Origin of the sequence: Paraburkholderia sp. BL25I1N1, assembly GCF_003002025.1 — a bacterium.
Lineage (GTDB): Bacteria > Pseudomonadota > Gammaproteobacteria > Burkholderiales > Burkholderiaceae > Paraburkholderia.
Genome location: NZ_PVZB01000032.1, coordinates 1 through 22,444 on the forward strand (window position 1 = coordinate 1; position 22,444 = coordinate 22,444).

Consider the following 22,444-nt stretch of genomic DNA (forward strand, 5'->3'; position numbering starts at 1 on the left):
GTCGGCGACGATGCGGGTTTCCTGAACGCATCGCGGATCAAGGGTTCGCATGCGGCGATCAAGACCGGCATGCTGGCTGCCGAAGCTGCTTTTGACGCTGTGCAGGCAGGTCGCACCAGCGATGAACTCACCGCGTATCCGGAGAGTTTCAAGACGTCGTGGCTGCACACCGAACTGCACCGCGCACGCAACTTCAAGCAGTGGATGAGCAAGGGCCTGTACCTCGGCACGCTGATGGTGGGTATCGAGCAGAAGCTGCTGGGCGGCAATGTACCGTGGACGCTGCATCACCAGCATTGGGATCACGAGATGCTCAAGCCGGCTTCCCAATGCAAGCCGATCGTGTATCCGAAGCCCGATGGCAAGCTTACGTTCGACCGGTTGTCTTCCGTGTTCATCTCGAACACCAACCACGAAGAGAATCAGCCGGCTCACCTGACGCTGAAAGATCCGTCCGTGCCGGTGAATGTGAACTGGCAGACGTATGCCGGTCCGGAATCACGCTATTGCCCGGCGGCCGTGTACGAGTTCGTCAAGAACGACGACGGCAGCGAACGCCTCGTGATCAACGCGCAGAACTGCGTGCACTGCAAGACCTGCGACATCAAGGACCCGACGCAGAACATCGTCTGGGTCACGCCTGAAGGTGGCGGCGGTCCAAACTATCCGAACATGTAATCAATCTCCCAGACTAAATCGGTACCTGTCGCCGGCAGAGCGCGCCGAAGCGCCTGGTCTATTCCGACTGCTGAATCGGATTCGTGACGAAGTGTTGGGCGGACAGCGAGATCTGCAATCGATCGAGTTCAAAGCGTTCAGAGCACTTGCCGAACGGGGATGGGTTCCGGACTATGTTTCTATCCGCAAGCGGTCGGATCTGCAGCCGCCGGGTGCATGTGCATCCGTCGACGAGCCTCTTGTGGTGACGGCTGCGGCGAAGCTCGGCGCAACTCGCCTGATCGACAATCTGGAAATCTGAACGCGCGGCACCGTTGGATTAAACCATGAGCGTCCATGCGCAAGACGTCCGTACAACGATTATCTGACGGCCGGCAGCAACTGATCGCGCGTCGCCAGCGGGATGTGCAGATATGTCTCTCGCCTTCGGGTTAGGGGCGCAACGAGACCAGTGACGAAGGGGTTTGAGAGTCGCCGCGTGGCACGCGTCGTCGACGGAGGATGTACATACTGACCTGAAAAGATTGCCCTTCCTTCAGTTCGCGACAGCGATTGAGTTGTGCGCGGAACTCGTCAGGGACTGCGAACCCTGCCGCCGTCCAAGCCACCAGCATTGACTACTGCAGCTACGTAGTCAGCATCGGATACGCGAGGTCCGAGGCCTCCCCATAGTATGGGATGGCGGATACCTGGGAAGATCGTGGTGCTTGTGGTCATTTGAAACTCTCGTTGTCCGTTTGCCCGACGTCATGGGCTGGTCTTTAGCGCGTTGGCCCGAGCGCGCAAATCGCCTTTGCGCACTTTCCCCGATGCCGTGCGGGGCAACTCGTCGACGATAAGCAGACGCTCAGGCGTTTTCTGACGCGCCACGCCGGCTTGGGCGAAATGTCGTCGTACAGCGGCGAGATCGAGTTCAGCGCCGGACTGGAGCACGACAACAGCACACACTTTTTCGCCGTATTGCGCATCGTGCTGGGCGACCACTGCGACGTCCCGTATCGCGTCGTGTGTGGCTAGCACACGTTCGACCTCTTGTGATGAGATGTTCTCGCCACCACGAATCACAATATCTTTCTTGCGGTCGGTTATCGTCAGGCAGTTCGCCGAATCGAGCTTGCCGATGTCGCCGGTACGAAACCAGCCGTCGCGGCTGAACGCGTTCGCATTGAGCGACGGATCGGTGTAGCCGACAAACAGCTCGGGACCCTTTGTCAGAATCTCGCCCTCACTTCCGGTCGGCAAGTCACAATCCAACTCATCGACGATGCGAACCTGACTACCGGGCTGAACGCGACCGTCTGTGCACGCGCGCTCGGAGAACGTGTTGTCGCGCCAGCCGATGCTTACCGTCGAGTGTTCTGTCAGGCCGTAAGCGCGCGTGCCGGCGAACCCGGAACTGTCGGCTAACGCCACATGCTCCGGGGTGACTCCGGTCCCCCCCAGTCCGTATGTGACCAGAGACGAGAGGTCGCGTCCGGCGTGCCGTGCGGCGTCAAGCAATCCTTGAAGATGAAACGGCGTCCCTCCGGACAGGCGAACGCGATAACGCTCAATCAGTTCGGCCGCGAGGGGCGCGTCCCAGCGGTCCATGAACACCATGTCGGTGCCAGTCACGAAAGGACGCAGCAGGAAGTTGAAGCCAGCAATGTGTCCGGCGGGGAAGGGCGTGAGATAAGGCCCGGGGCCGTCTATGAATGGAATCGACCACTCCGCTCCGACAGTCTGATGCGTGTGCTGAACGCCCTTCGGGGCGGCGGTGGTGCCTGAGGTATACAGCAGCAGGCAAACGTCCTGTGGCTGCGGTGGCGACTCGTTTTTGATCTTGCCATGCTGCGAAATCGCTTCGACCTCTTTCAGCGTGATGCCGTTTTGTGGCGTGCGCTCGCCGACGACGATGACCCGCTCCAGATCAGGCAGATTGCCGAGCGCTTCGACACGCTCCAGAAAATCGATCCCGCGCCAGCGCTCAGGCACGCACAGGAATCGCGCGCGCGACTGACGCAGAATAAAGCCGACTTCGGCAGGGCCATAGATGTGCACAATGGGCACCAGCACCGCACCGACTTCGAGCGCAGCCAGATAGAGCACGGCGGTCTCGCGCTGCGTCGGCAACTGCATGGCAATGACATCACCGCGGCGCAGGCCAACGGCACGCATCCCGCGCGCGAGTCGATCCGCGGCGGTAGCCAACTCTAACGTCGTGACGCTCGTCACCCCCTGCTGAGTATGAAAGTGCATGCGCGTTCCCGGATTGGAGTGCGCTGCCTTCGACAACAATACGTTCAGGGGTACGTTTGGAACCCAATTTCTATCGCTAACCGACTCATTCATAACAATTGCTCCAGCAATTTCCGCAACTGATCGACGAGCGCTAGCGGGTTATCCAGCATGAGGTGGTGATGTGCACCGGGCATCGTGATCAAGTTCCGCGCGGTAGGGATGGCACCGATGATTCTGTTGGCCCGATCGGCGCTGACGACCGTGCTCATTTCCGCGTGTACATAGGTCACAGGAACTGTTATTCGGCCCAGCAACCCCTCATCGCTCTCGACCGTCTGGACATGACGCAAAGCTGGGTCGAAGCGCCAGGTCCAGCCCGTTTCTGCTTGTCGCAGGGACGTCCTCGCAAGATGATCCATCAGCCATGGCTCACACTTCTGATCGGGAATAAGCCGAAAGTGCCTCATGCCAGTCGCGGCATCGAGGTACGGTCGAGGCGCGGGGCGTCCTTCTATCACTGGAAGCGCGTCGCCAGGCAGCGCATAGAATGAATCGAGCACGATCGCATGGCGGATCAGTTCGGGGAACGTCGCGCAAGTCTGCAGAAGGCGCGAGCCACCAAAGCTGTGTCCCACTACGAAGGCCGGTGCAATGAATGCGGCCTTGAGCACTGCGGAAAAATCGCGCACAAAACTGTCGGGGCGATACTCCGCGCGATAACCACTCTCGCCCATGCCGCTGAAGTCGAATGCGTGCACGCGGAATCGTTCCGTAAAAAACGGTGCAATAAAGTCCCACCAATGGCTATGGCCTAGATAGCCATGCGCGAACAGCAAGCCGGGTTTGTGCGTGTCTTCAGCATTCCATGACACGTAATGGATGCGTGCGCCGCTGGCATCGGTGAAGTGGGATTGGCGTGGCCGTTGCAGAGCCCGTTCAAACCACGAAGGTGCCGCGCTCGTCATCACTTTGACTCCATCATTGGTTGGCCTTTGATATGAAGCCGGGGCGTCGGCGGCTCCGCAGACCACGACTTCTGCCCGGTCTCGTCACGTTATTCATGCAAGAGGGTATTGTTGGTCGGTAGCCGGTTACGGTGGTTCTGAGCCCATTCCCGCAGGGAAGTCAGCGGAATACCGTACGACTCGACTTTGTCGATATCGACGCGGTAGCCCACCTCGTTGATCCATTCCTGTGCGTTCACCCAAGCCGGAAAGAGACCGCGTGCGATCGCCTCCTGCGGCGCCACGTGCACCGCTTTGATACCTGTCCTGAGCACAGCGGAAAGTGTCGCGGCTACCTGGGACATCGTAAACGCTTCGGAAGCCAGCGGGATAGTCTGCTCATGAAAACGCAGAGGATCAACTATCGACGCCGCAGCGAATGCGCCTATGTCATCGGCCGCAACGAAGTCCAGTCTGGTTTGTGGCAGCAGCGCGGATAACAACTCCCCTGTTTGTAAATGCGGAAACATGGACGTGGCTTTGGGGAGTGCCAGATTGTCCATCATGAAGGCAGGCCGCAGCACGGTCCAGCTGCCGAATCCCGCATTGCGCACTGCGTTTTCAACGTCCCACTTGTCCGTCCAATATTGGGTCGACCAGCGGTTTTTATTCCAATCTGGAAAGGACGTGTGATTTCCCGATTGCGCCACTGACGTGTGCACGAACTGCTCGACGCCGGCCGCTAGCGAAGCGTTGACAAGCGCAAACCCGTGGCGGCGCTCGCTATCCTTGCCGCTGACGCTCGGCAATTGCACCGAAAAGACTGCATTGACTCCATGTAAGGCCACTACGAGGGAATGAGTGTCATCGAAATCCCCCTTAATTGCATACGCGCCAGCGGCTTGGAGTGCGCGTGCGGCAGCAGACTCCGGGTCGCGTGTCAGGAATCGCACGCGGAACCCGCTGGCAAGCAAGCGACGCGCGGTGGCGCCCCCTTGCGCTCCGGTGGCGCCTGTGACAAGGACTGTGCCGGATGGTCGAGTCATTGAGTCTCCTTAGTGGCCTTGGCGTCGTACTGGCGGCCATCGTTTCGAAGCTCACCCCCGCGGGAACACCCGAAGGCGGATCATTTTTTACTTCGACTGACAGCATTGCTCGTTCGAATTATCATACACCGTTCAAATATTGCGTGTCTGAGTTATGATTCGCTCGTTGAGGCCCGGCGAGTCGGGTCCGGGTCTTCGGCGGTTCCTGGCTTGCAGAGAACTCCATGTCTTCCATAGTGTTTGAGGTGAGCCGCAAGGTTGCTTTATGTTCTGACTGATGGGACGGATTTCCCGTGGTTCGAAACCGATTCGTCGGGGCGTCCACCGATGCTGCCGGCCGAAAAACGCTTCGAAGAACTGGTTGTGCTGTTTGGTGAAACGGGATGAACACGAACAACGCGCCGCGTCCGTGGGGCGGCCCGTATGTCATCTTCTGGAAACGTCGTATGCACAAAGCTGGCCGCGACAGGCATTGCCGTTACTCCTTTACGCTTATCTGCAGAGCGCGCGTGGTGATGCCGCGTGTATGAGTATCTTGCTCGGCATGACCATGTGCGCTCCGGCCTCACTGAATGACGTCCATGAACTTGTGCTCAAGCGGGATCACGATACTTCTATAGCCTACCGAAAGGCGCTTGAGATTCTTTCGGCATCGCGTTTAAACGAGCTTTCCTCGCGTGATACCTTGCAGATCGTCGATAATCTGATGTCTAGTTCATCGAACTGGCGTGGCTCGCTGCGGGTGGCCCGTTGGACGGCCATCCAGCAACTGCCGTTCGGGGAGACGCTGCCTATGGTGCATGTTGGCAGTCCGCTGCAAAGAGGACGAACACCGAGCCCGTATCGTTATTTCTGCCAAATCAACATGACATCTTCGCTATCTTCTCTCGTCATTTCCAATGTCCGGCTGGCCGACGGCCAGCCGGTGGACGTGTCGATTGCCGGCGGGCGCATCGCCGCTCTCGGCCCGGACCTCGTGCCGCAACCGGGCGCCGCTGTGGAAGACGGCGGCGGCGCGTTGCTGCTGCCTGGTTTCGTCGAAGGGCACACGCATATCGACAAAACCAACTGGGGCAGGCCGTGGTATCGCAACGAGGTCGGCGCGACGTTGCTCGATCGCATCAACAACGAGCGCCGCTGGCGCAAGGAATCGGGTCACGACGCGGGCGCGCAGTCGCTCGCGCTTGCGCGCGCCTTTGTAGAGGCGGGCACCACGCGCCTGCGTACGCATGTGGACGTCGATACCGACGCGGGTTTGCGCTACCTTGAAGGCGTGCTCCAGACCCGCCAGGCGATGCGCGATCTGCTCGACATCCAGATTGTGGCGTTTCCGCAGTCCGGTCTGCTGGGCCGTCCAGGAACGGACGAACTCTTGGGCCGCGCGCTCGCCGACGGCGCGGACGTGCTCGGCGCGCTCGATCCGGCATTGATCGACGGCGATCCGGTCGCCTCGCTGAACCTGACGTTCGCGCTTGCCGAGCGCTATCACAAGCCGATCGATATCCATCTGCACGAGCCCGGCGAGGTGGGCGCATTCACCTTCAAACTGCTGCTCGATCGTGTCGAGGCGCTGGGAATGCAAGGACAGGTCGTGGTCAGCCACGCGTTCTGTCTGGGCGCACTGCCGGAGCGCGAACGCGATGTGCTGCTCGAACGGATTGCCCGGTTGAACGTGGCGCTCCTGACCTCGGCGCCGCCGTCGCGTCCGGTTCCGCCATTGAAGATTTGCAGGGAAAAAGGCATCACTATCTTTGGCGGAAACGACGGCATTCGCGATACCTGGTCGCCGTATGGCTCGCCTGACATGCTCGAACGCGCGATGTTGATCGGCCTGCGTTACGACATGCGCCGTGACGACGAACTGGCCGTCGCTTTCGATTGCGTCAGCGCAGCGGCGGCACGCGGTTGCGGGTTCCGCGACTACGGGCTGCACGCCGGCGCAAGGGCCGACCTCGTGCTGGTCGACGCGGAAACCGTCGCGCAGGCGGTGGTCGCCCGGCCCAGGCGCAAGCTGGTGGTAGCCAACGGGCGCATCGTCGTGCGCAACGGCGAACTGGTCGTGGAGGCGTAACGTGACGTCTTCAGAAGGACCATGCTCGGCGAGGCAATTCGGGTAGGAACAGTCGGGCACGGATCGATGTACTGATCAAAAACGCCTGTGTGATCACTGTCGATTCACAGCGACGTGTGATCGAAGATGGCGCAGTCGCTGTGTAGGGCGAGCGCGTCGTCGCTGTCGGCGAGACGTCCGCGCTGGCGTCGCATTACTGCGCGCATCGGATGATCGATGCGAGCCTTGCTTCTTTTGCGGGCGCGAAACGAATTCGTTCAAACCCTCACGAGCAACTTGCCGACATTACCGCCTTCGAACAGGCTATTCAGCGCAGCAGGCAGTTGTTCGAATCCATCGACGAAAGTCTCCTTGAATACGATCTCGCCGCTCTTAACCCACGGCGTCACTTGCGCGACCATTTCGTCCATACGATTGGTGTAGTCTCTCGCCAGCACGCCCTGGATGGTGGCGCGCTGAAAGAGCATGTGCTGGAGAAATCGTGGGCCCACGTCCGGCGTGTCCAAACCACCGTCGTATTGACTGATCGCTCCGCAAATCACAATGCGAGCCCGGCGCTTGATAAGTGGAATCACGGCATCCGTGATCGGGCCGCCGACGTTGTCGAAATAAACGTCCACTCCTCCTGTGGCCTCGATCAGCGCGCTCGTCAACCCTTCGTGCGTTTTGTGTTCCCGGTAATCGACCGCGCGATCCAGTTTCAGTTCGTCGAGCAGGAATCGGCACTTGTCTGGACCACCGGCAATGCCCACGACCTTGCAGCCCGCCTTTTTACCGAACTGTGCAACCAGCGAGCCGACGGCCCCGGCCGCACCGGACACAACCAGGGTATCACCAGGGCGCGGCCGGCCGGCTTCCATGAGGCCAAACCAGGCGATACGCCCCGGCATGCCGAGCACACCGAGTGCCGTGGAAACCGGCGCGCTTGCCGGATCGAGTCTGGTCAGTTCGCTGTGATGGCACCGCGCGTACAACTGCCAACCCGAATAGGTCGAGACCCAGTCGCCTTTGGCGAACAGTGGGCTGGCTGACTCGACCACTTCTCCCACTACGCCGGAGCGTTGCACGATGCCGAGAGGATGAGGCACGTCATACGTGTTGCGCTCGTGCTGCTGGATGCGAATGTACGGGTCCACGCTGATATACCGCGCGCGGACGATGACTTCGTTCTCCGCCAACGGTCCCGAGATTTCGCTTTCACGAAGCTCGTAGTGTTCCGATCCAACGCGACTCGTGGGACGTTTTACATAGAACCATTGGCGATTCGAATAGGGTGCGTTCATGGATTGGATTTCCGGTGTGACTTGCGATGCCGTGGGCACGATTCAATTGAGTTGCGCGAGGCGTTTGCAATGTTGGTATGACGGATTCAACAAGGCAAGACAGCGATCTTCGGCGGCTGGTTTCGTGCGCCAATATTTTAATTTTATGGACAGCCGCCGTCGACTCATTATTTATCGTCGCCGCGATATCCCGTTCCACGAGTTGCTCGCTGGTCAGAGCGACGCCTTGGCCCGATATCGCGGCATCGATTGCAAGGGCGGGTTGGCCGGCAGCGCGGTTTGCTCAAAACGGAATTTGCCGGCGGTTGGCTGTCCATCCGGACGGGCGGCAAGAACGATCTGTCTGGAAGTGTCTATTTTTATGGCGAATATCCGCTTCGTCAGGACACTCGCCCGTCAGATCCCGCAGGATCTACTGCAATACCGAAGCACATAACTTCGCTAGCCTGTCGTCGAGCGAGCGGCCTTGCACGTCGATCTGAGCGCTGTGGAACTGGCTGAGTTGGGTCGACGGCTTATCGTACTCGATCGTCGTGCCACCCTGTGCGTTTTCGTAGACCATGATACGCAACGGCGCATACAGTCCCGCCGCCATATTGACGCTGGTCATTTCTGTCGCGGTGAGAACATTGCCGGTGAAATACTCGGTGCCGTTTCTGCGCTGTCCTTTCAGCACGAGCCAATCTCCATGCAGCCCGATGTAGTGAATCACAAGACCGTCGTTGCCGGCGGCTTTCTGAAGGGCGACACGCAATTCGTCGACCTTGTCCTGCTTTAGCAGCGTGCGGATATGATCGTCGAGTCGGCCGAGACGGCTCTCCAGATCCTGCTTGACGGACGCGTAGGGTTTGCTGGAAGAGACGGTCACGTGATCGATAATCGTCTTTGTTTCCGATACCTCGACTGTCGCCGCCATCGCGGGCGCACAGAACATGTTCAAACTGATCGCAGCAACGGCGGCCATTGGCAATGCAACTCGTGAAGCGGTAGTACGTAAGTTAATCACTGTTGTCTCCTTGTTGGACAGATAAGTAGGGCGCTTTCTCGCCTCAGTGTTCCGACGCGGCTTCGGCTCCAAGGCCGCTTAGCATGCGAAGTTGCTGGGCATCGAAGGAGGCGTCGGCGGCGTTCTTGCGTGTCGTGACCGATCCGATCCAGCCCGCGATAAAGCCCACCGGAATGCTGAACAGGCCGGGATTCGAGAGCCAGAAAGGCGGGGTGGAATCCTTGAAGATAATGCCTTTCGCTCCGATAACGGCCGGCCCCAGCAGCACGAGCCCAATCGAGGAAAGGGTGCCGGCGAGCACGGCGGCCACTGCGCCTCGATCCGTGAAACGCCGCCAGTACATCGAGAAAAGAATCACGGGCAAGTTTGCGCTGGCTGCGATGGCGAACGCGAGACCAACAAGAAATGCGACATTGAACGTCTTGACGAGCAGTGCGAGTCCCATCGCGGCGATGCCGAAGACTATCGTGGCGATCTTCGCGATCACGACCTGCCGGCGCTCCTTGTCGCGAGACGCCGAGAAGAGCTGGCCGAAGATGTCGTGAGAGATGGTCGAGGCCGAGGAAATCATGATGCCGGAGACGACCGCAAGAATCGTCGCGAAGGCGATTGCCGAAACGCAGGCGAGCAGCAGTTCACCGCCGGCAGAACCCGCACCGCCGCCGAGTGCCGTGGCGAGCAGGGTGATGGCGCTGTTTCCTGAACTATGTGTCGCAAGAATCGCCGCCGGCCCCACGATTGCGGTGGCGGAAAATCCGAGCACGATCATCATTACCGCAAAAGACGTCATCACGATCAGGCCGATTTTCGCGGACTTTCTTGCCGCGACGGCGGACGGCACCGTGTAAAACCGGGTCATGACGTGCGGCAGTCCTGCTGTGCCCAACGCCAGTGCGAGGGTGAGCGACAGCGTATCTAACGGATCCTTGAAGTAGCCGCCCGGCACAAAGTACTGCGCCGGATGCAGCGAAGAGAGGCGTGCCTTACTGAATAGCGCACCCACGTCGAAGGAAAAGTGGGCGAGAGCGAGCAGTACAAGCACCGCTCCGGCAGTCCAGACGAGAACAGCCTTGACGATCTGCACATAAGTCGCGGCCACCATTCCGCCGAACAGCACATACGCGATCATGAGTACACCGATCAGCACGATCGCGGCGTTGGTGCCGATCGGCAGTAGCAGACTGGCCAGTGCGCCGCCGCCGACGAGTTGCGCGAGCAGATAGGCTAACGAAATGATCAGCGAAGAAACCGATGTGGCCGCTCGAACGCCGCGGCTGCGCAAACGCAGTGCGACCACATCGGAGAGCGTGTATTTGCCGCAGTTTCTGACCGGCTCGGCGACAATCAGCATGATCATGATCCATCCGGCGATAAAGCCGACCTGATACACGATGCCGTCGAATCCGAACAGGGAAACGAGTCCCGTCACACCGAGAAACGAACCGGCGGACATAAAGTCTCCCGCCAGCGCGAGGCCGTTCTGGAACGGCGACAGATTGCGTCCGGCCACGAAAAATCCCGCGGTTCCGCGTGACCGGCGAGCGCTCCATGCGGTCAGAATGAGGCTGAGTCCGATAAATCCCACGAAGGCGACGATTCTGAGCCCGCCATGACTGATCAGATTATTCATGTCGATCACCGTTCGATTGTGCAAACGCGCTTTTAAGCAGGTCGGCGGCTTTCGGGTCGTAGACGCGCTCGGCCCATGCGCAGTAGCCCCAGAAGGTAGCGATCGTGAGCGCGAACTGAACGACCACCGCGAGCAGTCCGAGGTTGAGCTCGCCGTAGACGGATACGGACATCGCACCGGGAAACTCCAGCACCGCGATCAACAGGCCGAAATAGATTCCCAATGAGATGTAAAGCAATGACCACACGAAGCGGTTCCGGAACTTTGCGAGCGCTCGAGTCTTCTCGACGAGCGATAAGCCGGATGATCTGGCTTTCGTCACGTTTTGCCTCTCGAACTCCGCGTTGATTGATTCCATCGATTGCATGTCGGGTCTCCTCCGTTATGGTGTTCATGACAGACATTTGAAGAGGTTGGGTCGCTAGAGTTTTGCCGGCAGAACCTGGCCGCGGCTCTCTCCAAATCCAATTCGTGCAAAGCCTGCTTTCTCACAGTAGCCGCGCAGGATAATGGCGTCGCCATCCTCCACGTAGCTGCGCTTTTCGCCTGTATTCAGCGTGACCGGCTCGCTTGCGTTGCGTGCAAGTTCCATCAGTGCGCCCGCTTCCGATTTCTCGGGACCTGAAATGGTGCCGCTGCCAAGCAGGTCTCCAGCACGCAGATTGCAGCCGCCCACGGTGTGATGCGCGACCATCTGTGCGATGCTCCAGTACTGATGCCTGAAACTCGTGAGTGAGAGTTGCGCGGCAGGAAGACTCGCGGCTTTATGGCGGGAAGTCTCCATGCAGACTTCCAGTTGGATATCGATGGCGCCCGCCGTGCTATTCCGGTCGGAATCCAGATAAGGCAGCGGCTTTCCATCCGTGTCCGGACGCGGCAGGGGAAGTCTGAACGGCGCCAGCGCCTCCATGGTCACGATCCACGGCGAGATCGTGGTGGCGAAATTCTTCGCCAGAAAGGGTCCTAATGGCTGCATCTCCCAGGCCTGAATATCGCGAGCGGACCAGTCGTTGAGCAGACACAGCCCGAATACGTGACTGTCGGCCTGATCCAGGCCGATCGGCTCGCCGGCCGCATTGCCTTGTCCAATGTAGATGCCGAGTTCGAGTTCGTAATCCAGCTTGCGCGACGGCGAGAAGATCGGCGCATCTTCGCCCGGGAGCATGATTTGGCCCGCCGGGCGCCGGAACCGCTGACCGCTGAGCCCGATGCTCGAAACCCGGCCGTGATAGGCAATGGGTATCGATTTGAAATTGGCGCCTACACCGCTTAGGCCGAGTAGCTTGCTGATGTTCGTCGCGTGATGAATCGAGGTGTAGAAATCCGTGTAATCGCCAATCTGTGCAGGCAGGCCGTATTCCACTTCCGATTGCGGGACCAGACAGGCCTCGATCGCCGCGCGATCGTCCGAAGGGGCTCGCTCGTGAAGCGCCGCGAATAGCGCGTGCCGTACAGCGCGCCACGCGGACGGACCCAGTGAGAAGAACTCGTTGAGCACGGGCTGCGCGCACGCCCGCGCGGCCTCGCGCGCGATTCCATTCAGACCGGCATGAGCCGCCCAGGCGGCCATATCGACGACCTGATCGCCGATTGCGACCGCACCCCGGAACGCCTCACCGGAATGCTTTCTGCGGAAAACCGAAAACGGCAGATTCTGGATTGGAAAGTCACACGCCGGTGCATTGGCGGATTCGACCCAACTGCGCGCAGCGGGGTCATGCGTCTGATTCAGAGTGTGTTGCATGTTCGTCCCGATTCATTCGGTTATGGCGCGAGCGGCTCGCGTAATAGCAGCGACGTTCAGTCGAACGGGCGCGTGGGGCTGTGCCTGCTGAGAAGAATTCCGCGCTCCTGCAAATCCCGGATGAATGCTGCGCTAAGGTTGCGTTCCGAGAGCACCTCGGCGTTATGCTCGCCCTGGAAAGCAGGGCTGCCCGGCTGCGGCAACTCGGACTGGCTGAAATGCCAGGGCGCGCCTGGCATGCGTGTCGTGCCGCCGGATCTGTCGTCGACATCGACTAGCGCACCCCATTCCTGCACCCACTCGGAATCGGCGAACTCGTTGACGCTGCGGACCACGCCAATGGCCAATCCCGCTTCGCTGACCTGCGTCTGGAGCTGATCCAGGTCATTGAACGTGAGAAGCCATGCGCGTACTTCGGCCAGCAAATCAGCAATGTTTTGCCGGCGCAATAGCGCCGTGCCGAAGCGGGGATCGCTCAGTAGATCGTTGCGGCGCATCATCGCGCAGTAACGCGAAAACATTGGCGTGTAGATCGGGCTGCCTGCGATAGTGAGTCGACGTCCATCGGGTAAATCGAAGATGTGCGAATCGGGCGCGGAGAGAATAATCGGTTCGCCCTCCGTATCGATTTCCGACAGTTGGGCACCCACGCGTTCGTTCACCGATAGCATGGTCGCCGCCATCGAGACGTCCACGTGTTGTCCCTCGCCGGTTCGCGCGCGATGCTGAAGCGCGGCCAGAATACCGATTACGCCGTGAAGACCGGTGTACATGTCGGCGTGGCTGCATGCGTCGTTACGAACTTCGGTGAGCGCAGCGCCGAAATGGTGCTGGACGATGTCGGTCAGTCCCGACTCGGCTTGCACGGTCGGCGCGAAGGCGGGGCGGTTGCGCCATGAGGTCGATTGTCCATAGCCGCTCAAAGAAGCGTAGATCACGGACGGATTGAAAGCGCGCACCTGCTCATAGCCGAGCCCGAACCGGTCCAACGTACCGGGGCGAAAATTCTCGACGATGATGTCCGCGTCCCGGCACATGTCGACCATGATCGAGCGTGCCTCCGGGAAGTTGAGGTCGAGGCTCACGTTGCGCTTGCCGGCGTTCTGTTGCACGTAATACAGCGACATGTCGCCGATATGCGGCATGCTCACGCGGCCGATGTCGCCGGAGGGCGGTTCGATCTTGGTCACGGTGGCGCCGAGATCGAGGAGCGTTTTGGTGCAATGCGGTCCGGCCAGCACGCGTGTGAAATCGATCACACGAATACCTTCGAGCGGTGCTGACATGATCAATCTCCCTTGAATTCGGCGGTGGCGGGCCCGGTCGAAAAGAACGAAGCGAAACCTCGTTCGCGATCCCCCGTCTGCCAGATCATGTTGTTGAGACGGATCTGTTCGAGGTCGGCGCTGCGCACGCCGCCGTTGGCGGCAAGATTGGCCTGCTGTTTTATGCCGTAGAGAACTTTGGTCGGACCTGCCGCCAGTTGCCGCGCGAACGACATGGCGGCGCTCTGAAGTTCGGCTTCGGGCACGACGTGATTGATGATGCCCCAGCGCTCGAATGCTTCCGCTGCGTGCCGCCGTCCGATTAGTGCGATTTCCTTGGCGCGCACGACGCCCGCTCGCTGTACGAGTCGTTGCGTGCCGCCGAGCAGGGGAATCAGACCGACGATGTTCTCGACCTGGCCGAAGTAGGCCGTGTCCGCGGCGACGATCATGTCGCATGTCAACGCCAGTTCGAGGCCGCCGCCGAGCGCGGCGCCGTGAACAGCGGCGAGTGTGGGGACCGGCGCGTTCTCCAGCACGTCGAGGAACTCGAGGAATTGATCGGCGTTGTGCTGGATCACTGTCTTGCCGTCGGTAAATGAACTCATTTCCGCACCGGCGGAAAAGTGCCGCATGTCGCTTTTGAGCACGATCGCGCGGGCGCCTTCAGCGACTACGCTGCGATACGCGGCGAGCAGATCCGCAATCATCGCGTCGTCGATCAGGTTGTGCGGTGGCTTGGCTAACGAAACGATTCCGACGGCGCCATCCATTTCGATCTTTACTGTGGTCATGGTTCTCTCTGCAAGTTGTTCGCAATATGGCCTGTGTGTGGGAGTGCCGGCTGACGGGTCTGTTATCGGTGTATTAAACCGATGCGGCAGTGGTGCTTATCAGCGGAGCGTGTTGCGTCGCCGCATTGACGGGACCGATTGCGCCAACCACGGTCTCAGGATGCGCACCGATCAGGGTTGTCACTAGTGTCCGCGCGGGGTCAACTGAGGACTTCATAGCTTGTCTCCATCTGTTTTTCGGCATGCGCCGTTGATGGTTACTATCTCAGCCAGCTCGTTGAGCGGCAACGTCCAACCCTGCCAATTGCCGTGTCAAACTGTGCCAAACGCGCCCAACGAAGATCGAGAAAATGTGCGAGCATGTCCGCAACTGGAATGAGGCATATCGTGCGACCACCCAAAATCATCACGCCATTGCATCCGGATCTCGACGCGCCCACGCAGAGTCTTCTGGGCTTGGCCGCGCTCGCCGCGGAACTGGCGGCGGAGGGCGTTTCCGTCAACAAACTGTTCGCGAACACGGGTGTCCATGCGAACCAGTTGGAGGATTCGCAGGCGAGAATTTCGCATCGTCAGCGCCTCGCCATTTATCGAAACGCTCAACGGCTTGCGACACGAGCCGATGTTGGATTGCTCGCCGGCGCTCGTCAGAGGATCAGTGACTTCGGCATATATGGCTACGCCATGGTCAGCAGTACAACCTTTGGAGACGCGCTGAAATTCAGCGTCGAAAATGTCAGGATGGCCGGCGCGGTTCTGCAGATCAGCTATTCCACCAAAGGGGACACCGGCATTCTGAGCAGCCACGGACTCGCATCGCTTGGCGACATGTTGCCGTTTGTCGCCGAATTCTGGCGCAGCTCTATGACCGTGTTATTCAGCCGCGTGCTGGAAGCGCCTTTTCCGTCGAAGCGCATGGTTATGGCGTATCCGGCGCCGCCGCATTGGCGGAATTACGAAAGGATGTTCGACTGTCCCGTGGAATTCGGCGCGGATACGATGGAGTGGCATTTCGACGTGCATGTACTGGACCGTCCGTGTCCGAATGCAAATCCGATTACCGCGCAAATCTGCCAGCAACTGTGTGATCGCATTCTCGAAGAACGCGATGGCATTCCCGAACTTCCTCGGCAAATCCGCATGGCGTGCCTGAACGCACCGGGCGTGTTCCCATCCGCGGAGAAGATGGCCGCCCAACTCGGCATGTCACTGCGAACCTTGCATAGACGGCTCGCCGACGATAACTACTCGTATCAAACCTTGTTGAACGATGTGCGCCGGTCGCTTGCCATCGAATTTCTCGAGAACACGCGACTTCCTATCGATCAGGTTGCCGAGCGTATTGGATTTTCGGACGCGGCGAGCTTTCGCCGGTCGTTCAGGAAGTGGACTGGAAACTCACCCAGTCTTTATCGGAAGGGAACGGGCCAGGATGGGTGACAGGCGCGGCGCGCCTGCATAGGTCCGCGACAGTGCCATGGCGAGCGCAGATGATCATTCAGTTGCAGACCTTCAACGTGTCGGTCAGAATTGATGACCGCGTTCCCAAGGTCCGATTGCAAGTCGCACTCCGCCGTTGGAACCGCCACTGAATCCAAAAGAAAACATGAGACGACTATTCCTCGCTTCACTCACGGCCATCTCTTTCGCGACCTCCGTTCATGCGCAGAGCAACGCGCCCGGCCCGCTTGCCACGCCTTCGGGCGCACTGGAATTCGCTCGCGCGGAGCGCGATTTCGTGGGGATGCTCGACAAGGAAGTTTTCGATCGTTTCAGCGCCGACACACTCACGCATTTCGATGAGGTCGGTAATGCAAGCGACACCGTCACGCGCACGCTGGTGCAGACCGATTCCGGTCCGGTGCTGTACGACTTTCGCCGTCGTCCGCCGCTTGTGCAGCGCTCGGGTAAGCGCATGACGGTCAGGCGCGTGTTCTGGCAAGGCGATGAAGTCGTGATGCAAAGCTCGCAAGGCTGGTTCAGATTCAAAGGCGGTGTACTGACGAAGCTGCAATCGTCGACGACGACGTACCATTGATTTCGCGGCGCATCCCGAAGCGAGGAGGGCGAGCGTCTTGCGCCGACGATAGATATCGCGGGGCAGCACGCTCCGTTATTCCTTAATCCCGTCCCGGCTCCCATGCAGCCAGTTGATGCTCGCGAAGAGCAGCACGGCGAACACGATCAGCATCGTGGCCACGGCGAGGATCGACGGATCGATCGAGTCGCGAATCCCACTCCACATCTGCCGCGGTACGGTTTTTTGATCCGGGCCGCCAATGAACAGAATAACGATGACTTCGTCGAACGAGGTCGCGAAAGCGAAGACGCTGCCGGTCGCGACCGCCGGCGTGATGAGCGGTAAGGTCACGCGCCTGAACGTGATCCAGGGCGTCGCCCCGAGTCCGGACGCGGCGCGCAACAGACTCTGATCGAATGAAAGCAGCGACGCCGTCACGGTGATCACCACGAACGGCGTGCCGAGCGCCGCATGCGCCAGCACCACGCCGGGATACGAGTTGACGAGGCCGAGCGGCGCGAAGATCAGATAGAAGCCCGCGGCCACAACGACAATCGGCACGATCATCGGCGAGATGAGGATCGGCATGATCAGCGAGCGCAGCGGAAACTGCGTGCGTGAAATGCCCAGCGCGGCCAGCGTGCCGAGACACGTGGCGATCAGCGTGGACGCCGCGCCTATGCCGATGCTGTTCAGAAGCGATCGCTGCCAGTCCGCGCTCGTGAGCGCCTGCTCATTCCAGCGCAGCGAAAAGCCCTGCAACGGGTAGGAGAAGTACGAACCCGAATTGAACGAGAGCGGAATGATCGCGAGAATCGGCGCAATCAGGAAGAACAGCACAAGCGCTGTATGCAGCCGCACCCAGCGCGCGGCGACGCGTTCCGTCAGCACCTTGTTGCGTTGTTCTTGCATGTCGATCTCTCGTCGTGTCAGCGTGTTTAACCGAAGCGCAAGCGGTCGATGCCGACGATCCGGTTGAACAGGAAATAGAAAATCGCCGTGAAAATCACGAGATACGCCGAGAGCGCACCGGCGAGGCCCCAGTTGAGTTGCGTGTTGGTCTGTATGGCAATGAGCTGGCTGATCATCTCGTCGCCGGCGCCGCCGAGCAGCGCGGGCGTGATGTAGTAGCCGAGCGCGAGCACGAACACGAGGAAGCAGCCCGCTCCCACGCCGGGCAGCGTCTGCGGAATGTAAATCCGCACGAACGCGGTGAACGGGTGCGCGCCGAGCGATTGTGCGGCGCGTACGTACACGGGCGATACGCTCTTCATCACCGAGTAGATCGCGAGAATCATGTACGGCAGGAGCACATGTGTCATGCCGATGAGCACGCCCGCGCGGTTGAAGATGAGCGGCAGTGGATGGGTGGTGAGACCGAGACCCATCAGCAGGCTGTTGATGACGCCGCCCGGCTGCAGCAAAACGTACCACGCGGTCGTGCGCACGAGCAGCGAGGTCCAGAACGGTACGATTACGAAGAGCATGAGGCGATTGCTGCTTTTCGCGGGCAGATTCGCGAGCAGCCATGCGACCGGATAGCCGAGCAGGAGGCACAGCAGCGTGACCGTGGCGCTGATCGAGATCGTGCGCACGAATGCCTGCCGATAGACTGAAGCGTTATCCGGCACGAAGGCGACCGCGCCTTGTGGTGTCACATGCGCATCGACGGCCGCGAGCAGATAGTCGGGCGTCGGCGAAGTGGCGGCGCGCTTCAGCAAGCGCCAGATCTCCGGCGAATTCCAGCGTGGGTCGAGTTCGATGAGGGCCGGTTTCCATGAGGGCGGCGCGTCGGCGGGCAACTGGCGCGCAGTACGCATTAACAGGCTGCGGAACTCGGCCTGATCGAAGTTCAGCCGCCGCGCGACCGTGCCGAGCTGCCCGCTTTGCTGCGCCTCCCTGAGCCCCGCGGCGAGCAGGGTGAACATGCGCTCGTCCGGCACGCCGCGCCCGTCCCATGCATCCAGCGCACGGGTGAGCGTGGGCATGCTGTCGGGCACTTCGTGGTTCTGTACGCTGCGCGCAAGGAGCAGCGCGATCGGCGCAATGAACGTCGACAGCAGAAACACGATCAGCGGCAGCGCGAGCAACAGCGCCTGCACCGAGGCACGGCGGCGCGCCTTTTGAAACGACGCGCGGCCGTCGGCTCTCGTCGGAGAGCCCGGGGCCGTGGCGCGGGCCGAAGCGGGCATGTGAGCAGTCAAGTCGGGCTCTCGTCGGACGGTTGTGTTACTGCGTCAGCCATACCTGGAAGCGCTTGTTGATCTGGTCCGCGTTGTCGGCCCAGAAGTTCGCGTTGATCTGCAAGGCGCGCTTGAAGTTCTCGGGCGCGGTCGGCAGATCGGCGAGACGTTGCTTGTCGATCAGCGCGATTGCGTCCTTGCGCGGCGGCGCGTAGGCGATGTACTTCGACAAGTCCGCGTACGCCTTCGGCTGCGAAGCGGAGGCGATGAACTTCGCGGCGGCGTCGGCGTGCTTCGCGCCCGTCGGCACGGCCCACCAGTCGAAGTCGTAGACCTGCGCGTCCCACACGGTCTTGAACGGCTTGTTGTCCTTCTTCGCGGCGTCGGATATGCGGCCGTTGTAGGCCTGCGTCATCACGACGGCGCCGTCGGCGAGCAACTGCGGCGCCTGAGCGCCCGACTCCCACCACACGATGTTCGGCTTGATCGTGTCGAGCTTCTTGAACGCGCGATCCACCCCGGCAGCTGTCCCGAGTACTTTGTAGACGTCCTTCGGATCGACGCCGTCCGCAATCAACGCCCATTCCATCGTGACCTTCGGCGATTTGCGCAGGCCGCGCTTGCCCGGGAATTTCTGCAGATCGAAGAAGTCGTTGACGGTGGTCGGCGCGGTCTTGAGCTTGCTCGCGTCGTACGCGTAGACCGTGGACCAGACCATGCTCGCGACCGCGCAATCGCTGATCGTGCCGGGAATGAAGTCGCTCGTCTTGCCGATCGTCTTCTTGTCGAACTTCTGCAGGAGGCCTTCGTCGCAGGCGGTGATCGCGTCGTTCGTTTCGAGGTCGATCAGATCCCACGTGGTGTTCTTCGCCTGCTCCATCGCGGAGAGCTTCGCGAGGCCGCCGTCATACGATTCGGTCGAGAAGCCGATGCCGGTGGCCTGGGTGAACGGTTCGAAATAGGCCTTCTTTGCCGCCGCTTCGTATGCACCGCCGAAGGTCACGACGGAAAGCGTCTCCGCGGCCTGGGTGGTCATGGTGGTCAAAGCGGCTGCGGCGAGTACTGCGAGTGCGACGTTTTGTGTTTTGATGAGAGTGCGCATTTTAGTTGGCTCCTGCAGGTGCGGTCGTGATGATGGAGGGTGAGAGCGGGGTGGATGCGGGGATCACGGGCGCGCTGCGCGGCACGCTCATCGCGAGAATCTTGCAGTCGTCGTGGCGCCATGCGATTTCGATCTCGCTGCCGGGCGAAGGCAGCGCATGGCGCTGCGTATTAGGTACTTTCACGACAAAGGAATCGCGCGAACCGAGCGCGAGGTGCACGCGGTGATGATCGCCGCAATACACCAGTTCCTGGACCTGTGCGCGCACCACGTTGCTGTGTTCGTCGACCTGCACGCCTTCGGCGCTGGGAATATGTGCGCGTTCAGGGCGCAGCGCGAGCATCGCTTCGTCGCCCGCGCGCAGGCCTGGTTCGCTGCGGCCGCGAATGACGCTGCCGTCCGAGAGCGCGAGCGTCGCCCAGTCCTCGCCCACACTGACGACGCGCCCAGTCAGACCATTGTTCTCGCCGACGAAGTTCGCGACGAAGGCGTTCTGCGCGTTCTCGTACAGTTCGCTCGGCGTGGCGGCCTGCTGAATGCGGCCATCGGAGAACACGGCAACGCGGTCCGACATGGTCAGCGCTTCGGCCTGATCGTGCGTCACGTAGACGATCGTGAGCGACAACTCGCGATGCAGGCGCATGATTTCGTATTGCATGGTTTCGCGCAGGCGTTTGTCGAGCGCGCCGAGCGGCTCGTCCATCAGCACGACGCTCGGCTCGAACACGAGCGCGCGCGCGAGCGCCACGCGCTGCTGCTGTCCCCCGGAGAGTTGCGCGGGACGCCGGTTCGCCAGATGCGGCAGCTCGACCATCTCGAGCGCGCGCTGCACACGCGTTTTCTGCTCGGCGCGGCTCACGCGCCGCACGGAGAGCGGAAACGCAACGTTCTCCGCAATCGTCAGATGGGGAAAGAGCGCGTAGTTCTGAAACACCATGCCGATGTCGCGCTGATGCGGCGGCTTGTCGTCGAGCCGGCGGCCGTCGAGGCGAATCTCGCCGTGCGTGGGCGATTCGAATCCCGCGAGCATCATGAGCGTGGTCGTCTTGCCCGAGCCGGACGGGCCGAGCAGCGACAGGAATTCTCCCTTGCGCACGTCGAGGTTCAAGTCGTCGACGACGTATTGGGCGCCGTCGTACGATTTGCTCACGCCCGAGAACGAAATGAAGGAAGGGTTTGACATCGTGATCGCGTCCTGTCGATGGTGCGTCGTAATCAATGCGCGCCGGCCTGCGCCGCGCTTGTTTTGCCGGCGATATAGCGCGCGAAGTCATAGTTGGGACGCTCAAGAGGGCTCAGGTGACCGGGCCTGGCGAGCGGCGCATGCACGCCGCGAAACACGGCTTCCACGCCGCGTTTGTCTTCCGCGTTCACTTCGTCGAGCAGCTTCTTCAGCGTCGTCATATGCGCATTGGCCTCGGGATCGGCGATGAACTCCGGTGCAAGCCCGCCGCCGAAGCGGATATGCACGTGCTCCGCGCCTTGCGGTTGCAGCACGAGATACCAGAAGTAACCCGGCGTGAGCGTGACGAGATGCGTCGGGTAGATCGCGAGCAGCGCCGTGGTCTTGCGCCAATGTCCCGTGAGGCGCGTGTTGTCCGGATGCGCGTTGCCGATGGGCAAGGACGCTTCCTTCGTGATCCAGTGATAGTTGAAGGCGGGATAGCCCGGCGGGCATTCCATTTCCTCGAGCCGCGAATGCGGTCCTACCGTCGCGCGATGCAGCATGGGCAGGTGATAGCTTTCCATGAAGTTTTCCGCGAGAATCTTCCAGTTCGTGTTCCACACGTGCTCTTCATGGAAGGTCTCGACGTAGTCCGACATGCCGTATGCGCCGATGAGTTCGCTCAGTTCGTCGAGTTGGGCATGAACAGGCGGCGCGTGTGCGTCGAGCGTCACGTAGATCCAGCCTTGCCATTCTTCGCAACGCACGGTGGGCAGCCGGTAGCTTTCCTTGCAGAAGCTTTCCTGCCGATCCATGAGCGGCGCGCCTTGCAGCGCGCCGTCCAGTGAATAGTTCCACGCGTGATACGGGCAGACGATGCGACGCACGTTGCCGCGTCCTTCGAGCAGCACAGACATGCGATGCAGGCACACGTTCGACATCGACTTGAGTTGCCTCTGTTCGTCGCGCAATACGACGACAGGTTGCGCGCCGATCCGCGCCGTCATGTAATCGCCAGGCACCTTGAGCGCACTGGCGCGGCCGATGCATTGCCATTCCCGCTCGAATATAGCGCGCTCTTCCAGTGCGAGGAATTCGGGCGACGTATAGACGCCGGGCGGCATCGCATGCGCGTCGCCGAATGGCCGTTCGCAACCCGCGCGCAGTTCGTCGACAAGTGCTTGCACTGCGATCGTCCTTGCCGGGTTGGCCATGGTGTCCCCCTTGATTCGTCACGGTGAGAGCGCGTCAACGCGAGGCTTTACGGCGCAGCGCTCAACATGGACACCAATC

Annotated in this window: 21 protein-coding genes; 6 read left to right on the forward strand and 15 right to left on the reverse strand. The window is 60.7% G+C overall.

Going from position 1 to position 22,444, the window contains the following annotated elements:
- Both B0G73_RS34110 and B0G73_RS34115 read left to right on the forward strand, forming a co-directional pair.
- Positions 1–678, forward strand: a 678-nt coding sequence (locus B0G73_RS34110) for an electron transfer flavoprotein-ubiquinone oxidoreductase (RefSeq protein WP_181196710.1), incomplete at its 5' end; no start/stop codon positions are given.
- Complete coding sequence (locus tag B0G73_RS34115; protein ID WP_258194102.1) at positions 647–979, forward strand: pantoate--beta-alanine ligase; 333 nt, start codon at positions 647–649, stop codon at positions 977–979. The genes B0G73_RS34110 and B0G73_RS34115, both read left to right, overlap by 32 nt.
- 446 nt (positions 980–1,425) lie before the next feature.
- Here the strand turns inward: B0G73_RS34115 and B0G73_RS34120 are convergent, their stop codons facing one another.
- The 3 genes from B0G73_RS34120 to B0G73_RS34130 form a co-directional block, all read right to left on the reverse strand.
- Entirely contained in the window at positions 1,426–3,009 is a 1,584-nt protein-coding gene (locus B0G73_RS34120) for an AMP-binding protein (RefSeq protein WP_106285521.1), read from the reverse strand.
- Positions 3,006–3,863, reverse strand: a complete 858-nt coding sequence (locus B0G73_RS34125) for an alpha/beta fold hydrolase (RefSeq protein WP_106285522.1) — start codon at positions 3,861–3,863, stop codon at positions 3,006–3,008. Before B0G73_RS34125 ends, B0G73_RS34120 begins: the two co-directional genes overlap by 4 nt.
- Positions 3,864–3,952: 89 nt before the next feature.
- Positions 3,953–4,888 (reverse strand): NmrA family NAD(P)-binding protein, encoded by a 936-nt coding sequence (locus B0G73_RS34130; RefSeq protein WP_106285523.1) that lies wholly within the window; start codon positions 4,886–4,888, stop codon positions 3,953–3,955.
- Between the two features lie 865 nt (positions 4,889–5,753).
- Between B0G73_RS34130 and B0G73_RS34135 the strand changes: the two genes are divergently transcribed.
- Positions 5,754–6,959, forward strand: coding sequence for an amidohydrolase family protein (locus tag B0G73_RS34135; RefSeq protein WP_106285591.1), 1,206 nt, complete (start codon positions 5,754–5,756; stop codon positions 6,957–6,959).
- A 257-nt stretch (positions 6,960–7,216) separates the two neighbouring features.
- Here the strand turns inward: B0G73_RS34135 and B0G73_RS34145 are convergent, their stop codons facing one another.
- A complete protein-coding gene (locus B0G73_RS34145) occupies positions 7,217–8,242 on the reverse strand; it encodes an NADP-dependent oxidoreductase (RefSeq protein WP_106285524.1) in 1,026 nt (341 codons plus the stop codon).
- Between B0G73_RS34145 and B0G73_RS40245 the strand changes: the two genes are divergently transcribed.
- Entirely contained in the window at positions 8,241–8,678 is a 438-nt protein-coding gene (locus B0G73_RS40245) for a hypothetical protein (RefSeq protein WP_146144265.1), read from the forward strand. The two genes, B0G73_RS34145 and B0G73_RS40245, sit on opposite strands and share 2 nt — an antisense overlap.
- Here B0G73_RS40245 and B0G73_RS34155 read toward each other — a convergent pair.
- The 6 genes from B0G73_RS34155 to B0G73_RS34180 all read right to left on the reverse strand — a co-directional run bounded on the left by B0G73_RS34155 (position 8,655) and on the right by B0G73_RS34180 (position 14,681).
- Complete coding sequence (locus B0G73_RS34155; RefSeq protein WP_258194103.1) at positions 8,655–9,206, reverse strand: DUF302 domain-containing protein; 552 nt, start codon at positions 9,204–9,206, stop codon at positions 8,655–8,657. The genes B0G73_RS40245 and B0G73_RS34155 overlap by 24 nt on opposite strands.
- A gap of 85 nt (positions 9,207–9,291) precedes the next feature.
- On the reverse strand, positions 9,292–10,878 hold the full coding sequence (locus B0G73_RS34160) for a cation acetate symporter (RefSeq protein ID WP_106285527.1): 1,587 nt from the start codon (positions 10,876–10,878) through the stop codon (positions 9,292–9,294).
- Complete coding sequence (locus B0G73_RS34165; RefSeq protein ID WP_106285528.1) at positions 10,871–11,245, reverse strand: DUF485 domain-containing protein; 375 nt, start codon at positions 11,243–11,245, stop codon at positions 10,871–10,873. Before B0G73_RS34165 ends, B0G73_RS34160 begins: the two co-directional genes overlap by 8 nt.
- A 54-nt stretch (positions 11,246–11,299) precedes the next feature.
- The gene (gene fahA, locus B0G73_RS34170) at positions 11,300–12,622 is read right to left on the reverse strand and encodes a fumarylacetoacetase (protein WP_106285529.1); all 1,323 of its coding nucleotides are present in this window, start codon (positions 12,620–12,622) and stop codon (positions 11,300–11,302) included.
- Between the two features lie 56 nt (positions 12,623–12,678).
- Entirely contained in the window at positions 12,679–13,908 is a 1,230-nt protein-coding gene (locus B0G73_RS34175; protein WP_106285530.1) for a CaiB/BaiF CoA-transferase family protein, read from the reverse strand.
- 2 nt (positions 13,909–13,910) lie between these two features.
- Positions 13,911–14,681, reverse strand: a complete 771-nt coding sequence (locus tag B0G73_RS34180) for an enoyl-CoA hydratase/isomerase family protein (protein WP_106285531.1) — start codon at positions 14,679–14,681, stop codon at positions 13,911–13,913.
- A 387-nt stretch (positions 14,682–15,068) separates the two neighbouring features.
- Between B0G73_RS34180 and B0G73_RS34185 the strand changes: the two genes are divergently transcribed.
- Together B0G73_RS34185 and B0G73_RS34190 are read left to right on the forward strand one after the other, a co-directional pair.
- Positions 15,069–16,121, forward strand: coding sequence for an AraC family transcriptional regulator (locus tag B0G73_RS34185; protein ID WP_106285592.1), 1,053 nt, complete (start codon positions 15,069–15,071; stop codon positions 16,119–16,121).
- A 166-nt stretch (positions 16,122–16,287) separates the two neighbouring features.
- Positions 16,288–16,719, forward strand: a complete 432-nt coding sequence (locus tag B0G73_RS34190; RefSeq protein ID WP_106285532.1) for a hypothetical protein — start codon at positions 16,288–16,290, stop codon at positions 16,717–16,719.
- A 75-nt stretch (positions 16,720–16,794) separates the two neighbouring features.
- Here B0G73_RS34190 and B0G73_RS34195 read toward each other — a convergent pair whose 3' ends face one another.
- From B0G73_RS34195 to B0G73_RS34215, 5 genes are read right to left on the reverse strand one after another with little or no spacing between them, the layout of a single operon-like run.
- Positions 16,795–17,613: an ABC transporter permease gene (locus B0G73_RS34195; RefSeq protein ID WP_106285533.1), complete on the reverse strand. Its 819-nt coding sequence runs from the start codon at positions 17,611–17,613 to the stop codon at positions 16,795–16,797.
- Positions 17,614–17,639: 26 nt separating this feature from the next.
- The gene (locus B0G73_RS34200) at positions 17,640–18,893 is read right to left on the reverse strand and encodes an ABC transporter permease (protein ID WP_106285534.1); all 1,254 of its coding nucleotides are present in this window, start codon (positions 18,891–18,893) and stop codon (positions 17,640–17,642) included.
- Between the two features lie 37 nt (positions 18,894–18,930).
- On the reverse strand, positions 18,931–19,986 hold the full coding sequence (locus B0G73_RS34205; RefSeq protein WP_106285535.1) for an ABC transporter substrate-binding protein: 1,056 nt from the start codon (positions 19,984–19,986) through the stop codon (positions 18,931–18,933).
- A 1-nt stretch (position 19,987) separates the two neighbouring features.
- Positions 19,988–21,169, reverse strand: coding sequence for an ABC transporter ATP-binding protein (locus tag B0G73_RS34210; protein ID WP_106285593.1), 1,182 nt, complete (start codon positions 21,167–21,169; stop codon positions 19,988–19,990).
- Between the two features lie 32 nt (positions 21,170–21,201).
- Positions 21,202–22,365, reverse strand: coding sequence for an SRPBCC family protein (locus B0G73_RS34215; RefSeq protein WP_106285536.1), 1,164 nt, complete (start codon positions 22,363–22,365; stop codon positions 21,202–21,204).
- Between the last annotated feature and the right edge of the window lie 79 nt (positions 22,366–22,444).